This window comes from Blautia sp. ZXY-1-B12 (genome assembly GCF_056339915.1).
Window position 1 is genome coordinate 1 of sequence record NZ_JBWJVP010000240.1, and the last position, 18,347, is coordinate 18,347.

Below are 18,347 nucleotides of genomic sequence, written 5' to 3' on the forward strand. Positions count from 1 at the left end.
GCTGTGAATAATCTTGTAAAGAAGGGATATATCCAGCGTATGAGAAGTCAGGAGGACCGAAGGGTTGTGCTGATCTCCCTGACAGAACAGGGGAAGAAAGCTTATTATCATCATAAAGATTTCCATGAGAAGATGGTACTGGCTGTACTTAAAGGCCTAAATGTGGAGGAGACAGAGGCATTGACGAAAGCTCTGACCAAGTTGCAGGCATTTTTCAGATCATATCAGTAGAAGGAGTAAAGATGGAATATACTGAGAAGGATTTAGTAAAGATCGCAAAAAGGGAAAATAATACGAAGAGAAACTATCTGGTAGTGGATCCGCTTCAGGGAAAGCATATTCCGGTAGTGCCATCAAAGGCACTGAATTTATTTGCTGCTCTGGCAGATACTTTCAGGGAGAAATACAAAGATGAAAAACTTTTGCTGGTGGGCTTTGCGGAGACAGCAACTGCCATAGGTGCTCAGGCAGCGATTACTGTGGGGGCAGATTATATTCAGACCACCAGAGAAGTTATTCCCGGCGTGAATTATCTGTTTTTTTCCGAGGAACACAGCCATGCCACAGAGCAGAAGCTGGTAAAAGATGATATTGACAGAGCAGCGGCGGAGACGGATCGGATCATATTTATCGAGGATGAAGTCACTACCGGAAAAACAATTCGGAATATCATCAGTATTCTTGACAGGGAATATGACGGAAAATTTAAATATTCAGTAGCATCTCTGTTAAACGGAATGAGCGAGGAGAATCTGGAACGTTATAAGAGACAGGGGATTTCCCTGTATTATCTGGTAAAAACGGATCACAGTACTTACGGAGACAGAGCAGAAACATTTAAGGAAGACGGATTTTATTATAAATGTCCGGATAAGGCCGCAGAGTATACAACGATTTATGTTAAAAACCGGATGGATGCCCGCAGACTGATTGATTCCGGGAAATATGAAGAAGCATGTGAGAATCTGTGGAGAGAAATCCGGGAGAAAACCGGAAACATGGCTGATAATATATCTGGCAAAAGAATACTGGTGATCGGCACTGAGGAGTTTATGTTCCCTGCACTTTATATCGGAAGAAAGATGGAAAAAGAGGGAGCCGAAGTAAGGTGCCATTCGACTACAAGAAGTCCCATTGCTGTGAGTCTGGAAAAAGAGTATCCCCTTCACAGCAGATATGAACTGAAAAGTTTATATGATCCGGACAGGAGAACGTTTATTTACGATATAGAAAAATATGACAAGGTATTGATTGTCACAGATTCCCCGGAAATAAAGGAAAGTCAGGAAACGCTGATAAATGCTGTCCGGATGCAGAACAAGGATATTACAGTTGTAAGGTGGTGCTGATTTGAGAAGTTCCTATTCAGAAGAAGATGTGATTTTATTATTGAAGGATATTACCGGGCTGGTAGAACCTCAGCCTGCCAAAGTGAGGGAGAAACTGATTCAGTCCGGAAAACATTACAGCGAGATGCTGCCTGTTGAATATGTTCCTACAGATCAGTATATGCAGGTATATCATAATGCGCTGAAACATTATGCGAAGCCGGTTGCCAATGCAGTAGGAATGCTGGCAGATAAGATCATAGAGAATAAGGGAAAGAAAATTGTCTTGGTATCCCTTGCCAGAGCGGGAATCCCAATTGGTATCCTTGTGAAGCGATACATTAAATTCAAATATGGTATAAATGTGCCGCATTATTCCATTTCAATTATCAGAGGAAGAGGGATTGACGATAATGCCATGAAGTATCTGCTTGAAAAGTACAGACCGCAGCAGATTTTATTTGTGGACGGATGGATTGGCAAGGGTGCGATCCTGAATGAATTGAAGAAAGATATCTCTGCATATGAAGGGGTTTCTGCTGACATAGCGGTAGTGGCAGATCCGGCAAATGTTACGGAGCTTTGCGGAACACATGAAGATATCCTGATCCCAAGTTCCTGCCTGAACAGTACAGTATCCGGCCTTATCAGCCGTACTTTTCTGAGAGATGACATAATAGGCAGAGATGATTTCCATGGGGCAGTCTATTACGGAGAACTGACAGATTCTGATCTGTCATATGACTTTATTGAAACCATTGAAAAGGAATTTAATATGGAGAATACACCTGATCTGGAAAAAAGAGTGGAAAGTCAGGGTATTGATGAGGTAATAAATATAGGAAAGAATTTCGGTATTGACGATATTAATCTGATCAAACCGGGGATCGGAGAGACAACAAGAGTATTACTGAGGAGAATTCCCTGGAAGGTGCTGATCGATGAGCGATATAAGGGAAATCCTCAGTTGGAGCATATTGTCAGACTTGCCGAAGAGAAACATACACCTGTAGAATACTATCCACTTACACATTATAAATGCTGTGGAATCATTAAGAAGCTTGCGGATGCGTGAGAAGGGTAATACTTATTCTGTTATTCCGAAAACTTCTGAAAGATAAACTGTTTTCTTAGCCCAGTTCAGATGGGTTTTATATTCATTCATTCTTTCTCTGGTTTTGCTTCCTGCAACAAGGGAAGCAGAATCAGCATTCCAGTTTAAAATCGCCCGTGCGTCAAGGTAGTCATTTCGTGAAACCTGATAAGCTCTGTTTACTACAGGGATCTGTGAAGGGTGGATAACGGTTTTTCCGATGAAACCGCAAAGTCTGTCCTCCCGGATTTCCTGAATCATTCCTTCTTTCCAGCTGTCACCGGCATAATATTCCCATACAGGACCGGAAATCACATAATCCATACCATATACAGTGATAATATCTGAGAAAATATCTGAAACAGGTCTGATGCTGTGAATAGATTCATTGGCATGTCTGCGAAACCCAAACATATGGCACAGATCATTTCCGCCAACACGTATATTCAGTATAAGATCTTCAATTCTGGCTAAAGAATCCCTTAACAAATAGAGAATATCAATTCTGTTTCGCAAATCTATAATGGAGGGACTTTCGTAAATAGGCATCATGTAAAGTTTTTTTGCGACAAGTTCATTGACGAGGATCATCTGCTCAATATAACTTTGTGCGTTATCCGGGCTGAATTTAGGGACGATGAAACCGGTAACAATCTTAATGGATTGCCCAAGAGCTTTTGTTAATCTCTGAATCTGCTGTGGATTCCGAACCCGGATAAATATTTTGGGCAGATAGAATGGCTTTTGTTCATGCTGTATGAATATCTGGCTGAGAGAAGAAATCAGTATCTGCTCGGCCTCTTCAACATGATCGTCGTTTATGGTATCTTCAAGACAGAGAGCAAGAGAAAATCTGTTCCCGAATCTTTCATTTATCAGAGAATCAGTGATGGATATTCTGTTGGCAGGACAATAGAGTAATGGACCTACACTGTAATATAAAATATTATTTTTCATAACACTCCTTCTGACATATCTACAAAAATTCCCGTAAATAGGGTACCTTATAGAAATTCAATAAAATACTGCAGGTAATCCGGTCCATCACAGTGTGAAGGACCGAGTCAGCAGCTACATCATAGCACATTTCAGGGGAATAAGCCATAGAAAGAACAGGGGAATTTTCTTGAAATATAAATAGCAATATGATACAATTTTGAGGTAGAATTTATACGAAAATTTGGAGAAAATTATGGTTCCGCATTATTTTATGAAATTGCTGTAGAACTTATCATGAACAGAAATAAGATAAGCAGATATTGAAGGTGAGATACTTATATGTTGGAACACAAAAAAATTCAAAACCTCAGTGATTATTTTGTCGAACTGAACAGCAGGCGGGAGAAAGGTGTTTATTTCTACCGTATCAACGGATATTCTGAAGAAGTCGGCGAATTTATAAAGAAATATTATGATACAGCAAGAAGAACCGGAGTGGTTATCGAAGGGAAGATACCTAATCCCGATGAGGGGAATCTTGCATATTATAATGAAATAATGGGAATGGATTTTCAGATGAGTATGGATTTTATCCATGTCAGTCTGAGAAAATGGCTGCCAAGGATGAATGAGTTTCAGAGACAGAATGTGGCAGCCTCCATTTATGACTCTCTGGATTCCCTGCGAAAAGCCGGGAAAACCGAGAATATGCTCAGGAACGCATATATCAAGTTCATGTGCTGGCTGTATTATAAATTTGAACGCATTGTAAATCAGCTTGGAGAGAACCATATCCCTAAAATATTATATGAAGGGCAGATAAGCAATTATGAGTTAATGCTCATATCGATTCTTTCCAATGCAGGCTGTGATGTAGTACTGCTTCAGTATGCAGGGGATCAGGGATATCTGAAAACAGATCCGGGTTCCGTTCTCTCAGACAGTTTGCAGATGGAAGGTTTGCAGCCATTTCCGCAGGGATATTGTGTGAAAAAGGTCAGAGATGAGATTCAGAATGAACTCAACAATGAGAGACTGTATGGAATCAGACCTTCGCTTACAAATTGTACAAATGCATGGATAAAGGGAAACGGCCTGGATGATATCCGCGAGAGCATTCTGTTAAGGGGAAATGACAGCCGTTTTTTTTATAACTGTTTCTGCAGGATTAACGGGGCAGAAGATAAGTTTACTTATGCAAATGAGTTATTCAGATTGCAGCAGGAACTGAGAAATTCAAAGAGAAATACAGTGATCGTAAGTAAAGAGATTCCAAGACCAACGCCGCAGGAAATTTCAGAGATAAAGAGGTCAAACTATACATCCGGAGATCAGATGCTCCTGGGACTTGCGTGTAATATACAGTATGGAGCCAATCCGGAGCTTCAGCGGATCCTGCATAAAACATTTGTGGATGTTATGCTGGCTGAATCTCAGAAGGAAGGGGAAAATCTTAACAGACTGACAAACAGGGCAGTGTATCTGCTGTGCTGGCTGAGAAGATATCTGCCGAAGCTGTTCATAAACTGGAAATCACCGGAGATTGGATGCTTTATTTATCTGGGGGGCTGCCGGAATGAAAACGAAGCTCTGTTTATGAGTTTCCTTGGACGGCTGCCACTGGATGTGCTGATCTTATGTCCTGATCTGAACATTAAGTGCTGTCTGGAAGATAAACTTCTGTATGAGGTCAACTATCCGGAGAGTCTGGCGATCACAGAATATCCGGAAGAGAGTTCTCAGGTAAAGATTGGAACAGCCGCTTATCATGCGGAAAGAGAACTTGATACTCTGATGTATCAGGACAGTGGGATATACAGAAATCAGCAGTATGTGAAGGCGAATGTTATCAATCTGCAGACCATGTATGAAGAGATAAAACTACTGTGGGATCAGGAATTGAAATACAGACCTAATTTCAGCACAGTTAACGGTGTGGTAAATATTCCGGTTATTTTTTCAAAAATCTCAGGAGTGAAGGATGGAAGTGTTTCTCAGTACTGGGAATCCATAGCAGCACTGATCACAGAAGATACCGTTGTTGTGAAAAGTGCTCCGTACATTGAACCAACTGCCTCCGGTCCAATGAAAGCCTTTGCCGTAGAATTTTATAAAAACGGAAAGCTTCTGCGGAATAAAATAAAGAATCATCCCAGATATCCTTATCATCTTCTTCGGGAGGAAATGCAGGAATTTATACTTGACAAGCTGCAGCTTCTGATCGAGCGGAAACTGATAAAGGGTATTGGGGAAAATGGTACAGAATATACAGTGATTGCGCAGATTCTGGATCTGCCGAAGGAGATTCTGCGTCTGATCCAGAAATTTGATTTTACAAAAAAGAATCCGAAACTGATATATATTAATACAGGGGAGACGATGATTTCACTTCAGGATTCGATTCTTGTAACATTCCTGAACCTGGCAGGATTTGACATTCTGTTTTTTGTCCCTACAGGCTATCAGAGTGTGGAGAACTACTTTGCAGAAAAACTGATGGAAGAGCACCAGATCGGGGAATATAAATACGATATGCAGGTTCCGGATCTGAATAACATTTCGACAAACAGTACCCGCCCCTCATGGCGGAGAAAACTTTTCAGGAGAGGTTAGTAGATTATGGGACTTGATTTCGGTAAATCATCTATGGGAAATCCTGCTCAGGCCGGTAATGGTCTTCAGGAGAAAAATGAGATTGAAGTTGTGGAGAAATATGATATTGTCGCTGACAGGCAGCAGATGAATGCTGAGCTGGTCAATTCAAAAGAAGTGGACGATATTGTCAGCACGATCGAAGTTTACAATATGGATACCATTGTATCTTTTGGTGCGAAAGCAGCAGAGGAGATTTCCAAGGCATCTGATGTGGTCCTCAACAGCATGAATATGTCGCAGCTTAATGAGACAAGCGAGATGCTTAAATCGCTGGCAAAGATCATGGATCAGTTTGACATTAATGAAATTAAGGATAATCCGGGACTTTTCGGAAAGCTTTTCGGAAATTTCAGAAAACAGCTGGATAAGATACTGGCCAAGTATCACACAATGGGCGAAGAAGTTGATAAGATTTATGTTCAGCTTAAAGGATATGAGTCTGAAATCAAACAGTCCAACAAAAAGCTGGATACCATGTTTAAGACCAATGTGGATTATTATCATGAACTGGTGAAATATATCCTTGCAGGAGAACAGGCATGTAAAGAGATTGAAGCCTACATTGCCCAGAGACAGCAGGATATGGAGAATACGGGAGATCAGTCTATTCAGTTTGAACTTACCAGTCTGAATCAGGCACTGATGATGCTGGAACAGAGGACACAGGATCTGAGAACAGCAGAGAATGTGGCAATGCAGTCCATTCCCATGATAAAGACTATGGAGTTCAGCAATTACAATCTGGTGAGAAAGATCAATTCTGCGTTTATCGTTACGCTTCCTGTATTTAAGCAGGCACTTGCGCAGGCAATTCTTCTGAAGAGGCAGAAGATACAGGCAGAATCTATTGCAGAACTGGATAAGAAAACAAATGAGATGCTTCTTAAGAATGCTCAGAATACAGTAGATGTATCGAAGATGACAGCTAAAATGGCATCCGGAAGTTCCATTCAGATTGAGACTCTTGAGAAGACATGGGCAACCATTACAAATGGAATCGAAGAGACAAGAAGGATCCAGGAAGATGCCAGAAAGAAACGCCAGGAGGATCAGGTTCGTCTGGAGGCAATCAAACAGGATTTTAACAAACAATACAATGTGCCACCGGTAAGAAAATAAAAACACAGAAAAAAGGGAGGATGAATGATATGCCTATTAATTTATCAAAAGGACAGAAGGTAGATTTAACAAAGAAGAATCCGGGACTTAAGAAGATCATGGCAGGACTTGGATGGGATGTAAACGCTTTTGATTCAGGTGCGGATTTTGACCTGGATGCAGCAGCATTTATGCTTGGTGCCAACGGAAAATGCCCTACAGAGAAAGAATTCATTTTCTATGGCAATCTGAAGCATGCCAGTGAATCAGTCATCCACATGGGAGATAACCTTACCGGTGAGGGTGAAGGTGATGATGAGCAGATCATGATCGATCTGTCAAAGGTTCCGGCGAATATTGAGAGAATTGCGTTTACAGTTACCATTTATGATGCAGAAGCAAGACGTCAGAACTTCGGACAGGTTTCAAACTCTTACATCCGTCTGGTAGATGAATCCAATGAGATGGAACTGATCCATTATGATCTTGGGGAGGACTTCTCCATTGAAACAGCAGTAGTTGTAGGAGAACTTTACCGACATAACGGAGAGTGGAAGTTTAATGCCATCGGAAGCGGATTCCAAGGTGGACTTGCAGCACTCTGCGGTCATTATGGTATTGAAGTAGCGTAATGTAAGAGACAGTCGGCTGTTTGGTAAAAATACTAAACAGTTATCAGGTATGGAGCTGTATAGCGAAGCGGATAAGACAATATGGGAGGAAAAATATATGCCAGTTAGTTTAAAAAAAGGACAGAAGGTCAGTCTTACAAAAGGTAACCCGGGACTTAAGAATGTAGTTGTAGGTATCGGATGGGATATCAATGCTTTTGACACAGGCGGAGATTTCGATCTGGATGCAGCAGCGTTCTGTCTGACAGATTCCGGAAGGGTTTCTGATTCGAACGATTTTGTATTCTATGGAAATCTTGTACATCCGTCCGGAGCAGTCCAGCATATGGGAGACAACCTTACAGGTGCCGGAGACGGAGATGATGAGCAGATTAAGATCGATCTGTCAAAGATTCCTGCCAATATCACAAAGATTGCATTTACAGTTACCATCTATGATGCAGAGGCAAGACGCCAGAATTTCGGACAGGTTTCTAATGCCTTTGTGAGAATCTTCAATGAAGTGACAGGAGAAGAAATCCTCAGATATGATCTTGGAGAAGATTTCTCTATTGAAACAGCAGTTGTATTTGGTGAACTGTACAAGAATGGTGACGAATGGAAATTTAATGCCATTGGAAGTGGTTATCAGGGTGGTCTGGCTGCTTTGTGCAACAGTTATGGTGTAGACGTAGAATAGTGCCGGAGGGCAACAGGAGGGACGAAAATGTCAGTAAGCTTACAGAAAGGACAGAAGGTAAATCTGTCAAAGGAGCATGCAGGATTAGCAAAGGTGATCGTGGGACTTGGCTGGGATGAGGCAAAGCCATCCGGCGGTGGTGGATTGTTTGGTGCATTATTTGGTTCTTCATCACATCAGGCAATCGACTGCGACGCTTCTGCAATCATGTTGAAAAATGGTAAATTTACAGATAAAACAGACCTGGTATATTTCGGCAACCTGAAACATAAATCCGGGACAGTCAATCATATGGGAGACAATCTTACAGGAGCAGGCGAGGGAGATGATGAGCAGATCGTTATTGATCTGTCAAGAGTTCCGGCTGAATATGATAAGATTGTCATTGTTGTCAATATCTATCAGGCAGTAAAGAGAAAACAGCATTTTGGAATGATCCAGAATGCATTTATCCGTCTGGTTGATGCCAGAAACAATAAAGAAATGTGCAAATATAATTTAACTGAGAATTATTCAGGTATGACTGCGATGATTTTTGGGGAAATATACAGGTATAACGGTGAATGGAAATTCAACGCCGTAGGAAATGGCACAACAGATCCCGGACTTGGGGAACTCTGCCAGAGATTTGTGTGAAAATAAAAAGAGGAGCTGTTATGGTTCCTCTTTTTATATAAAATCCGGTAACTGTCTGTCCATGATTGAACAGTTGCAAAACCCGAAAGAGGAGGTTGATTATTATGAATGAAATAAACAAAGAGGAGCGAATGCAGGGCCTGTCCGGACAGCAGGTCAGCGAGAGCAAGGCGAAGTACGGCACCAATGAGCTGGCGAAGAAAGAGACTGAATCACTCTGGTCCATGTTCATCGGCGCATTTGATGACATCTGGATCAAGGTATTATGTGCGGCTCTGGCTCTTAAAGTTATCCTGGCTGTGCTGGGAATCTTTGTCCCTGCATTATCCGGCGGAAATGATGTTGTGGAGATCATCAGTATTGTGATCGCAATCGCACTTGCTACCGGTTTCAGTACCCTGTCAGAGTACAGAAATACTTCAAGAAGTGAGGCGCTTCAGGAAGAATACAGCAAGACCTATGCCAAAGTTGTAAGAGACGGAAAGCTGGTCAATATTCTTACCAGTGAAATCGTTAAAGGTGATACGATCCTTATCCAGGCAGGAGATAAGGTTCCGGCAGATGGTCTGTTATTTGAAGGTAAGATCAAAGTATCTCAGGCGGCATTAAACGGTGAATCAAGAGATGAGAACAAAGCAGCAGTAACCAATATGGACGAGGCAGAATCTACGGATTACTCTTCACAGGGAAAAGTCTTTATGGGTTCGGTTGTGACTTCAGGCGAAGGTTACATGATCGCAACTGTTATCGGAGACAGTTCTGAATTAGGAAAGATAAACAAAGCTCTGACAGATACCTCCGAGGAAGAAGAGCGAAAAGATACTTCCAGCCTGAAGCTGGAGGGTGTGGCAGCAGGTATCGGTAAACTGGGTGTGTCAGCTGCAGCGATCGCGGGTATCCTTCATGTTGTCCTGACTCTGATCAGGGCAGATCAGGCAATCACTGTTGTTTCCGTTCTCCTTGTAATAGCGGAAGCAGTTATGCTTATGGCTTCTATCGTGATCATGGCAGTTCCGGAGGGACTCCCGATGATGAACAGTCTGGTTCAGTCAATGAATACAGAGTCCATGTATAAAAAGAATATCCTTGTCAGCCACAAGGCGGCATTTTCAGATTCTGCTTACATGAACGTGCTGTTCAGTGATAAAACCGGAACGATCACACAGGGTAACCTGTCACTGGTAGAATTTATCACAGGTAACGGTGAGATTGTTGATTCCATCCAGAGCAGGGAGTTTATAGAAGCTATCACTCTGAATAACCTTGCAAAGATTTCCTCAGAAGGAAAGGCAATCGGAAGTAACAACATGGACAGAGCACTGCTCTCTTATGCCATTGATCATGGTTATAATGATTATGACAATGATCCGGAGAAGGTAGAAGAGATCAGCGGATTTGATTCCGAGAAGAAATGTGCCACTGTAAAACTGAAAAACGGACTTGTTTACTGGAAGGGTGCTACAGAGAATATCATTGATAAAGTAACACATTACATGCTTCCGGACGGGGAAGAAAGAGAGTTTACAAAGGCAGATAAAGATAAAGTAGAAGAACAGATGCATGCACAGGCAAAGAGAACCATGAAGCTTCTCTCCGTAGCGAAAATCAGCGATGGAAAGACTGTTCTTATGGCAGTTCTGTGTCTGCGTGATAATGTCAGAACAGATGCGGTTGAGACTGTTCAGATTCTCAATGATGCAGGAATCCAGGTAGTTATGGTTACCGGTGATGCAGAGGAAACTGCAGTAGCCATTGCAAAAGAGGCAGGTATTCTTGCAGATGAGAAGAAGGACGTGGTTCTTACCCATGAAGAAATGGAGAAATTATCAGATGAAGAGCTGAAGAAAGTTCTCCCGAACCTGAGAGTGGTAAGCCGCGCGAAACCGCTTGATAAGAAAAGACTGGTATCTCTTTCACAGCAGATTGATAATGTCTGTGGTATGACCGGTGACGGTGTGAACGATGCTCCCGCATTAAAACAGGCAGACATTGGTTTTGCAATGGGAGATGGTACAGCAGTTGCACAGGAGGCAGGAGATGTTGTTATCCTTAATAACAGTCTGACTTCCATTAAAGACTGTGTGCTTAACAGCAGGACTATGGCGAAATCTGTTGGAAAATTCCTCATTTTCCAGCTTACTGTAAATATCAGTACTCTGTTAATGAATATCATTGCACCGATCCTGGGATGGACAGAGCCGTTTTCCATTGTCCAGATCCTTTGGATCAACCTGATCATGGATACATTGGCTGCCATGGCGTTTGGTGGAGAACCTATTCTTGACAGATATATGAAAGATCAGCCGGCAAAGAGAACAGATAATATTCTGACTCCGTACATCAAGTCAGCGATCGGAGTAAGTGCAATATTTATTACCCTTGGTTCTATCCTGATACTTGAGAATATCGGCGGCATTACCAGTTGGGTAATCCCTGCGGGCTGTGCAGATCCGGAGCTTTATGAGAAAACATTTATGTTTGCGTTCTTCATTTATGCGATTATCTTTAACAGTCTGAATACCAGATCTGAGAAGTTTAATCTGTTTGAGCATATCGGGGAGAATAAGAACTTCGTACTGGTAATGGGAGCAATCTTTGTTCTTCAGACCATTATCATTGAAATCGGCGGAAAAGTATTTAACACAACTCTGCTTGAGCCAAAGGCATTACTGGTATCCATGGTACTTGCAGTACTTATTATACCGGTGGATCTTATCAGAAAAGCAATCATGAGCAGGTAAACAATACGTATGAAATAATAATTATGGGGCTGTCGCAGGTAATAACAGTGTGGCAGTCCCATTTTTGGAGGAAGCGAATGAATGGCATTTTATGCGCGGACATGGACAATACCATAATATATTCGTATAAGCGCAATATCGGTGAAAATAAATTAAATGTTGAGTTATATAATGGAAGAGAAATCTCATTTATTTCTGAAAAAACGCATGATCTGTTGAAAAAAGTAAGTGAGAAGATGACTATCATACCAACATCCACAAGGACGGAAGAACAGTATAAACGTATTGATCTGGATATAGGAATCGTACCCTATGCCCTTGTCTGTAATGGAGGAGTACTGCTGGTAAATGGTAAGCGTGACAGAGAGTGGTATCTGGAGTCGCTGCAAATGATCCAGAACAGCAGACCGGAAATGGAAAAAGCGCAGCAGATTCTTGCCGGGGATTCCAGACGAAAGTTTGAGCTGAGATTTCTAGATGAGCTTTTTATTTTTACAAAATGTGAAAAGCCAGAGGAAGTGGTTGAAGATCTGCAGGCAAAACTGACTACGAAGCTGGTGGACGTATTTCATAATGGAGAGAAGGTATATGTTGTTCCTGTAAATCTGAGTAAGGGAATGGCTGTGAGAAGACTTCGAAAGAGGTTGCAGCCTGCATATATCATAGCAGCCGGAGACAGCGAATTCGATGTTTCCATGGTGGAAGAAAGCGACCTGGGATTAGTTCCGGCCGGATTTAAAAAGATTTACGGTAATGGTAGCGACAGATTCAAAGAGACAGTGATGGAAATGGAGGCAGGAAGACTGTTTTCGGAAACATTACTTGAGAAATGTTTGGTTTTATATTTTAAAGAGCCGGACTGACTGCAATTCTATAAAATATTGCAGTCAGTTCGGCTCTTTGTTATATCAGGCTGTTAATCCATACTGACGCGGATTCCGCTCTGACGTTCAGATGGCTGAATGATAACCGTAACATTATCTCCTCCATGCCACTCAAACTGATAAGACTCTCCGGAAGTCTGGCCGATGAAAGTTTTCCAGTAATTCGTTTATTTCATGTATTTTTCCAGAACCGGAAACTGTACAGGTCCGATGTCCAGAATCCGGCGGTGAAATTCTTTCAGGTCGAAATCATCTCCAAGTCTTTTCTGACAGACTGTTTTCAAGTCAAGGAAATTCAGATATCCCCAATAGTATTTCAGATAGTTACCGGGAGTTTCCACAATATACTGATAGATTTCGGCAGCAGTAGAAGCATTGTTGATGCCAAATGCTTTCAGAAAGACAGCAGTGCGGGCTGCATCCCAGCCCCTGTAATGAATGCCGATATCGATCAGGGAGTAAATGCACAGATTCATACTCCTGTTTAACCAGGCAAGCCGGACAGCATTTTTGGCAGAATCCGGATCCTTCATGAGGGAGGCGGCATATTCATAGCCGTAGGATTCCACGTAGGTTGCCCAGCCTTCCACGTAACCGGAGGAGGTGACCAGATATCTGATGTTAGAGGGATTGTTTTCGGCAAAAGAAACTGTCTGGTAAAGATGGCCGGGAAATCCTTCATGTGCCAGTGTGCCGAAAAGTTCCAGAGAAGAGGTACGTCCGGAATCGTTGATATAGATTACGTTGGGGGTTCGGGTATCCACAGGCGGCGTGAGGTAAAAAGCAGGACTTAAGAATTTTTTCATGGAAGGATGAACGGTGCGGAGTTCGTAAGAGGCATCTTTCAGTTCCGGGAAATCTTTTTTCATCAATTCCGGAAGCTTCTCAAGCATCTGAGTCGGTGTCAGCGTAAGTTCACCGGAACATTGATTCAGCCTGTCGATCAGGGAGGAATTCTGTTTCAGCAGGGAAGATATCTCCCGATAGTCGGACAAAAGCTGAGCTGACAGTCTTTTTTCAATTTGTCCGACAGGTACATAGGTTCCTGTCTGGCTTTGCAGCAGGTAGAGGTAATATTCACGCCCACCCTCAAAAAATGCCAGGCCCCGGCTGCTTTTGCCTGTACCGCGAAGACTTTCCAGACTGTCTGCCAGTTCCTGATAAGCAGGGATCACTTCGGTTAAGATCAGTTTATGATGATATGTACAGAGTTTTTTCTGATCTTCGCTGCTAAATGCAGGGTTGGAGAAAGCTTTCAGTTTCTGCGCGAAAATATCATCCATGTAGTTGGAATCAGGATTCGCGACAAAAGAATGACATTGTTTCAGGATACGGTCCAGAGTTGTGTCGCTCATGAAAAGCCCTGACTGGGATTTCTGCTTTTCCAGTTTTATAATACTTTGAAAATATGGCCTGACGGTACTCAGAAGTTTCAGATAATCAGAGATATCTTCTTTTGTCCGGAAAGTATATTCCGCCAGAAGAATGGGAAGTTGTGCCTGCACACCCAGGCCTGGTCCCAGCGGCTCATCCAGGGCGCTGTTTTTTCCAAGGGAGGCTCTGGTGTGAAAATAGAGAAGAAGCATATCACAGGTAAGCCGGTTTTCTTCGGAGAGCTTGGAATAGGCAAAGGATTTCAGCTCTTTCTCATATTCCTGACAGAGACTGGTGGTCTTAGCCGGGTCAGAAAGTGCAGTTCCAAGAGTTGCCTCGGGCTTTCTGATACCTTTTTTTTCAGGGTGTGCAAGAGTGTAGTGAAGGGTGAGGGTATTGCTGCATACTTCGGACCGGAATAATTTTTCCGTAAAGGTCTGAAAACGGGAGTTTTCAGAAACAAAGTGGTCGGAGAGAACACCCATGCTGATGCCAATGGCAAAGACCAGACACAGGCTGAGGATTCTTTTAGGGATATTTTTATAAATACGCATATCCACCTCGGAATCTGCTTTTTACTATCTTATTGAAGGAAGGCATGAAGTATGCTTTCGGTAACATCATTACTGTTCACACACCATTATCCCGCGAGGTGTTTTGGCATAAATATGCCAAAATCCTGAGACATACAAGCCAAAATTCATTCCAAATGCTCGTCACACTTTTTTCATTTGACAAAATTGGGATGTTATGTTAACATACACAAATGCGTAACAAAACGTAATAAAAATGTAATAATTTTACAACGATGTATAACAGGAGTTGATTAGTAAAATGAATAATAAAATAAAGACAATTTTGATGGCAGCAATTATGAGCTCTGTGTTTCTGACACAGGGGGTATGTGTAAGCGCAGCACAGTTTGATGATGGCGCATCAGCATTTTCTGATGGAACAGGAAGTGTAAGTGCTCTGGCAAGTACACTGGCGAAGCAGACAGAGGAACAGACACAGGAGTTTGTTGCGAAAGAAGAGGAAGCAGCTCAGATTCGTGAAGAACGAAGAGTAGAGAAAGCGGAAAAGGCTTCTGAGAAGGCAGAGCAGGAAAAAACAGCCGCGCTGGAGAGTATTCAGCAGACAGTTGAGGATACAAAGAAAAAAATTGCCGAAGAAGCAGAAGCGAAACGTCTGGCAAAGAGACAGGAAGTGGTAAACTTTGCGCTGCAGTTTGAAGGAAATCCTTATGTTTATGGCGGAACAAGTCTTACAAACGGTGCAGACTGCTCAGGATTTGTAATGTCTGTATTTGCCAACTTCGGTTACAGTCTTCCACGTGTGGCTGCAGCGCAGTGTGAGGCATCCACAAAGAAAGATATCAGCCAGCTTGAGCCGGGAGATCTGGTATTCTACGGAAGTGGATATATTGATCATGTGGCACTTTATATTGGAGATGGAAAGATTATCCATGCCAGCAATGCTGCTACAGGAATCAAGATTTCCGATTATGATTATGAGAAGCCGGCAGCTGTAGGTACGTTCATGGAATAGCTGTAACGCCTAAAATTATATGATTCGACAAATTGCACAAAGAATGTCGAGAGGTGGGAAAAGTGGATAAAGTCATACACACTCTATCCACATACCCGGTTATTGAAAAATCCCGTAAATTAAAGTTATACACAAAGTTATCCACATTATCCACATTTTATGTATGTGGAATACTCGATTTACATAAGGAAAAAAGAAACAAATGTTTTGTGTAAAATGATAAATCGACATTTTTGGACGAAAAAATCCACAAATCTATTGACTTTTTTATATTCTAAAAAACATATAATATTGTACAAAAAAGACAAAATATAACAATATATATATAAATAATCAGAATATTCAAAAAGATATTCTACTAAAAAATACAACAACAATGAAAAAAAGAATACATTTGACAGAAACGGGAAATTTCCACATAGGAGAGACAGATGTGGATGAGAAATGCACAAAATGAATTCGGGTGGGGATAACTTTTCACAGATATTATCCACATAGCATGAAGTCCTGTGTCAGATATCTTTGCCGTGCGTCAGCACGCCTGCAGATATCTTCCTTGTCTTTCGCACTCTGCTGAACTGTCTTAAATGTATTATTTACGAGGATTGCTATAGATATCTTTATCATACGTCAGATAAAATCAGCCGGATGAATAGTAAATATTCATCCGGCTGATTTCTGATATATACTATTTTTGTTTCATCCGTTTGATGACTTTCAGACGGGTAAATTCCTCACGTTCTTTCTCCTCCAGTGCATTCTGGATATCTTTGGTCAGTGCCTCGTACTTCGGAATAGTGATATTCTTCAGAGCATTGGCACGTTTCTGAGTTTTCTTGATATTGGCTGCAAGGCGGATGGCTGCATTTTCCACCATGGACAGGCGGATGGACAGCTCTTTTACCTTTTCAAAGGCAGCCTTGGCTTCGTCCAGAGACATCTTTGTGCTGTAGTAGGCATAGGTGGGAGTGTTAGTGGTTTTGTCATATTCCACCAGAGGAATTTCCGTACCCATAACACTTCGGGTTTTAATGCGTATAGAGTTCTCGACAGGAACCGTACACGCGATCTGCTGGACAAAGGCGATACCAATCTCCATATTGGCTTTCTGCAGTGCTGTATAGGCAGTGCGGAAAGTCACATCAATCTGTGTCTGGATATCCTTTGCCTGATCGATCAGCTCCATCATTTCACGAATCAGGATGTTACGCTTTTTGTCCATCAGTTCATAGCCCTGACGGGAAAGCTTCAGTGAGTTCTTTGCAAGTATCAGGTTTCCCTTGGTGGGAAAGGTATTCGGATCCATGTAATCACCTCGCTTCTTTTAGCGTACTGTTTCGTGATAGTACTTGTCGAGGATCTTCGTATCAATTCGGTCGAGCTCTTCTTTCGGAAGAAGTCCCAGAAGCTCCCAGCCCTTATCCAGGGTTTCGGTGATGCTTCGGTTCTCGGTTTCGGACTGGCCGACAAATTCACTCTCAAAGGCTTTACCAAATACCAGATAGCGTTTATCCAGCGGGGAAAGCTCATCCTCACCGATAACGGAAGCAAGGGCTCTGGCATCTCCAACCTTTGCATAGCAGGAGAAAAGCTGATTTGCCACGTCCTGATGGTCTGCTCTTGTATAGCCTTCACCGATACCGTCCTTCATCAGACGGGAAAGAGATGGCAGTACGTTAATAGGCGGATAGATTGCCTGTCCATGAAGCTGTCTGTCCAGAACGATCTGACCTTCGGTGATATAACCGGTAAGGTCAGGGATCGGGTGAGTGATATCATCGTTTGGCATGGTCAGGATCGGGATCTGGGTTACGGAACCCGGTTTGCCTTTTACGATACCAGCACGTTCGTACAGGGTTGCAAGCTCACTGTACAGATAACCCGGATAACCTTTACGGGACGGAATCTCACCTTTGGAGGAGGAAACCTCTCGCATGGCCTCGCAGAAGGATGTGATGTCTGTCAGGATGACCAGGATGTGCATTCCTTTTTCAAAAGCAAGATACTCTGCGGCAGTGAGGGCAATCTTCGGTGTAAGAAGACGTTCAACAACCGGATCATTTGCAAGATTCAGGAACATAACTACATGGTCTGCAGCACCGCTTTCCTCGAAGGTACGGCGGAAAAATTCCGCTACGTCATATTTGACACCCATTGCCGCGAAAACAATGGCAAAATCTTCATCAGAGTCCTCTCCCAGAGAAGCCTGCTGTACGATCTGTGCAGCCAGCTTGTCGTGTGGAAGACCATTTCCGGAAAAGATCGGAAGCTTCTGTCCTCGGATCAGGGTGGTCAGTCCGTCGATTGCGGAAATACCGGTGTTGATATAGTTTCGGGGATATTCACGTGCTACCGGGTTCAGCGGCAGACCATTGATGTTTAATTTTACATCCGGGGTGATGTCCCCCAGACCGTCGATGGGCTGTCCGATACCGTTAAAGGTTCGTCCGAGGATTTCCGGGGAAAGCCCGATCTCCATGGGACGTCCGGTCAGCCGGGTATGGGTGTTGCCTAAGGACATACCGTCTGTTCCTTCAAAAACCTGGATAACAGCCTTGTCCTCATAAATCTCAATAATACGGCCGATCTTGCGAGTCCCGTCATCCATGTGAAATTCAACGATTTCCTCATAGGAGGCATTCTTGACGCCTTCCAGGACCACCAGAGGTCCGTTTATTTCGCTTAAGCCTAAATATTCAATTGCCATAAACTTCTCCTCTCTGTTACGACTCATAGCCGG

General features: G+C 42.6%; 15 protein-coding genes and 1 pseudogene. 11 read left to right on the top strand and 5 right to left on the bottom strand.

Features of this window, described 5'->3' with window-relative positions; translation table 11 throughout:
- From AC075L_RS16850 to AC075L_RS16860, 3 genes are all read left to right on the top strand, one after another.
- A partial coding sequence (locus AC075L_RS16850) for a MarR family winged helix-turn-helix transcriptional regulator (protein WP_476387926.1) occupies positions 1 to 231 on the top strand: 231 nt, incomplete at its 5' end.
- 11 nt (positions 232 to 242) lie between these two features.
- Positions 243 to 1,349 carry a phosphoribosyltransferase domain-containing protein gene (locus AC075L_RS16855; RefSeq protein WP_118574197.1) on the top strand — a complete coding sequence of 369 codons (1,107 nt, stop codon included), beginning with the start codon at positions 243 to 245 and terminating at the stop codon, positions 1,347 to 1,349.
- Position 1,350: 1 nt separating this feature from the next.
- On the top strand, positions 1,351 to 2,403 hold the full coding sequence (locus tag AC075L_RS16860; RefSeq protein WP_008705360.1) for a cysteine protease StiP family protein: 1,053 nt from the start codon (positions 1,351 to 1,353) through the stop codon (positions 2,401 to 2,403).
- Positions 2,404 to 2,415: 12 nt separating this feature from the next.
- Here AC075L_RS16860 and AC075L_RS16865 read toward each other — a convergent pair whose 3' ends face one another.
- On the bottom strand, positions 2,416 to 3,378 hold the full coding sequence (locus tag AC075L_RS16865; protein WP_476387927.1) for an HpcH/HpaI aldolase/citrate lyase family protein: 963 nt from the start codon (positions 3,376 to 3,378) through the stop codon (positions 2,416 to 2,418).
- A gap of 321 nt (positions 3,379 to 3,699) precedes the next feature.
- Here AC075L_RS16865 and AC075L_RS16870 point away from each other — a divergent pair, with 321 nt between their 5' ends.
- The 7 genes from AC075L_RS16870 (at position 3,700) to AC075L_RS16900 (ending at position 12,664) form a co-directional block, all read left to right on the top strand.
- Complete coding sequence (locus tag AC075L_RS16870) at positions 3,700 to 5,973, top strand: YceG family protein (protein WP_476387928.1); 2,274 nt, start codon at positions 3,700 to 3,702, stop codon at positions 5,971 to 5,973.
- Between the two features lie 6 nt (positions 5,974 to 5,979).
- On the top strand, positions 5,980 to 7,134 hold the full coding sequence (locus AC075L_RS16875; RefSeq protein WP_020993224.1) for a toxic anion resistance protein: 1,155 nt from the start codon (positions 5,980 to 5,982) through the stop codon (positions 7,132 to 7,134).
- 29 nt (positions 7,135 to 7,163) lie between these two features.
- Positions 7,164 to 7,745 (top strand): TerD family protein, encoded by a 582-nt coding sequence (locus tag AC075L_RS16880; RefSeq protein ID WP_022380523.1) that lies wholly within the window; start codon positions 7,164 to 7,166, stop codon positions 7,743 to 7,745.
- A 97-nt stretch (positions 7,746 to 7,842) separates the two neighbouring features.
- Entirely contained in the window at positions 7,843 to 8,424 is a 582-nt protein-coding gene (locus AC075L_RS16885) for a TerD family protein (RefSeq protein ID WP_008705353.1), read from the top strand.
- Between the two features lie 27 nt (positions 8,425 to 8,451).
- Positions 8,452 to 9,060, top strand: coding sequence for a TerD family protein (locus AC075L_RS16890; protein ID WP_008705352.1), 609 nt, complete (start codon positions 8,452 to 8,454; stop codon positions 9,058 to 9,060).
- A 104-nt stretch (positions 9,061 to 9,164) separates the two neighbouring features.
- The gene (locus AC075L_RS16895; protein WP_055200185.1) at positions 9,165 to 11,801 is read left to right on the top strand and encodes a cation-translocating P-type ATPase; all 2,637 of its coding nucleotides are present in this window, start codon (positions 9,165 to 9,167) and stop codon (positions 11,799 to 11,801) included.
- A 77-nt stretch (positions 11,802 to 11,878) separates the two neighbouring features.
- Entirely contained in the window at positions 11,879 to 12,664 is a 786-nt protein-coding gene (locus AC075L_RS16900; RefSeq protein ID WP_055200183.1) for an HAD hydrolase family protein, read from the top strand.
- A gap of 53 nt (positions 12,665 to 12,717) precedes the next feature.
- Here the strand turns inward: AC075L_RS16900 and AC075L_RS16905 are convergent.
- Together AC075L_RS16905 and AC075L_RS16910 are read right to left on the bottom strand one after the other, a co-directional pair.
- Positions 12,718 to 12,843, bottom strand: a pseudogene (locus tag AC075L_RS16905) (AIM24 family protein); the annotation flags it as partial.
- A gap of 9 nt (positions 12,844 to 12,852) precedes the next feature.
- Positions 12,853 to 14,613: a DUF885 domain-containing protein gene (locus AC075L_RS16910; protein WP_055200315.1), complete on the bottom strand. Its 1,761-nt coding sequence runs from the start codon at positions 14,611 to 14,613 to the stop codon at positions 12,853 to 12,855.
- A gap of 280 nt (positions 14,614 to 14,893) precedes the next feature.
- Between AC075L_RS16910 and AC075L_RS16915 the strand changes: the two genes are divergently transcribed.
- Positions 14,894 to 15,607, top strand: coding sequence for a C40 family peptidase (locus AC075L_RS16915; protein ID WP_020993223.1), 714 nt, complete (start codon positions 14,894 to 14,896; stop codon positions 15,605 to 15,607).
- Positions 15,608 to 16,295: 688 nt separating this feature from the next.
- On the opposite strand, the gene AC075L_RS16920 is transcribed toward AC075L_RS16915, so the two are convergent.
- A complete protein-coding gene (locus AC075L_RS16920; RefSeq protein WP_008705345.1) occupies positions 16,296 to 16,913 on the bottom strand; it encodes a V-type ATP synthase subunit D in 618 nt (205 codons plus the stop codon).
- 18 nt (positions 16,914 to 16,931) lie between these two features.
- Positions 16,932 to 18,314: a V-type ATP synthase subunit B gene (locus AC075L_RS16925; RefSeq protein ID WP_008705343.1), complete on the bottom strand. Its 1,383-nt coding sequence runs from the start codon at positions 18,312 to 18,314 to the stop codon at positions 16,932 to 16,934.
- Between the last annotated feature and the right edge of the window lie 33 nt (positions 18,315 to 18,347).

Coding starts and splice junctions, on each gene's coding strand:
- AC075L_RS16925 (WP_008705343.1), bottom strand. CDS start 18,314: ATGGCAATTGAATATTTAGGCTTAAGCGAAATAAACGGACCTCTGGTG.
- AC075L_RS16890 (WP_008705352.1), top strand. CDS start 8,452: ATGTCAGTAAGCTTACAGAAAGGACAGAAGGTAAATCTGTCAAAGGAG.
- AC075L_RS16895 (WP_055200185.1), top strand. CDS start 9,165: ATGAATGAAATAAACAAAGAGGAGCGAATGCAGGGCCTGTCCGGACAG.
- AC075L_RS16880 (WP_022380523.1), top strand. CDS start 7,164: ATGCCTATTAATTTATCAAAAGGACAGAAGGTAGATTTAACAAAGAAG.
- AC075L_RS16875 (WP_020993224.1), top strand. CDS start 5,980: ATGGGACTTGATTTCGGTAAATCATCTATGGGAAATCCTGCTCAGGCC.
- AC075L_RS16865 (WP_476387927.1), bottom strand. CDS start 3,378: ATGAAAAATAATATTTTATATTACAGTGTAGGTCCATTACTCTATTGT.
- AC075L_RS16885 (WP_008705353.1), top strand. CDS start 7,843: ATGCCAGTTAGTTTAAAAAAAGGACAGAAGGTCAGTCTTACAAAAGGT.
- AC075L_RS16920 (WP_008705345.1), bottom strand. CDS start 16,913: ATGGATCCGAATACCTTTCCCACCAAGGGAAACCTGATACTTGCAAAG.
- AC075L_RS16855 (WP_118574197.1), top strand. CDS start 243: ATGGAATATACTGAGAAGGATTTAGTAAAGATCGCAAAAAGGGAAAAT.
- AC075L_RS16900 (WP_055200183.1), top strand. CDS start 11,879: ATGAATGGCATTTTATGCGCGGACATGGACAATACCATAATATATTCG.
- AC075L_RS16870 (WP_476387928.1), top strand. CDS start 3,700: ATGTTGGAACACAAAAAAATTCAAAACCTCAGTGATTATTTTGTCGAA.
- AC075L_RS16910 (WP_055200315.1), bottom strand. CDS start 14,613: ATGCGTATTTATAAAAATATCCCTAAAAGAATCCTCAGCCTGTGTCTG.
- AC075L_RS16915 (WP_020993223.1), top strand. CDS start 14,894: ATGAATAATAAAATAAAGACAATTTTGATGGCAGCAATTATGAGCTCT.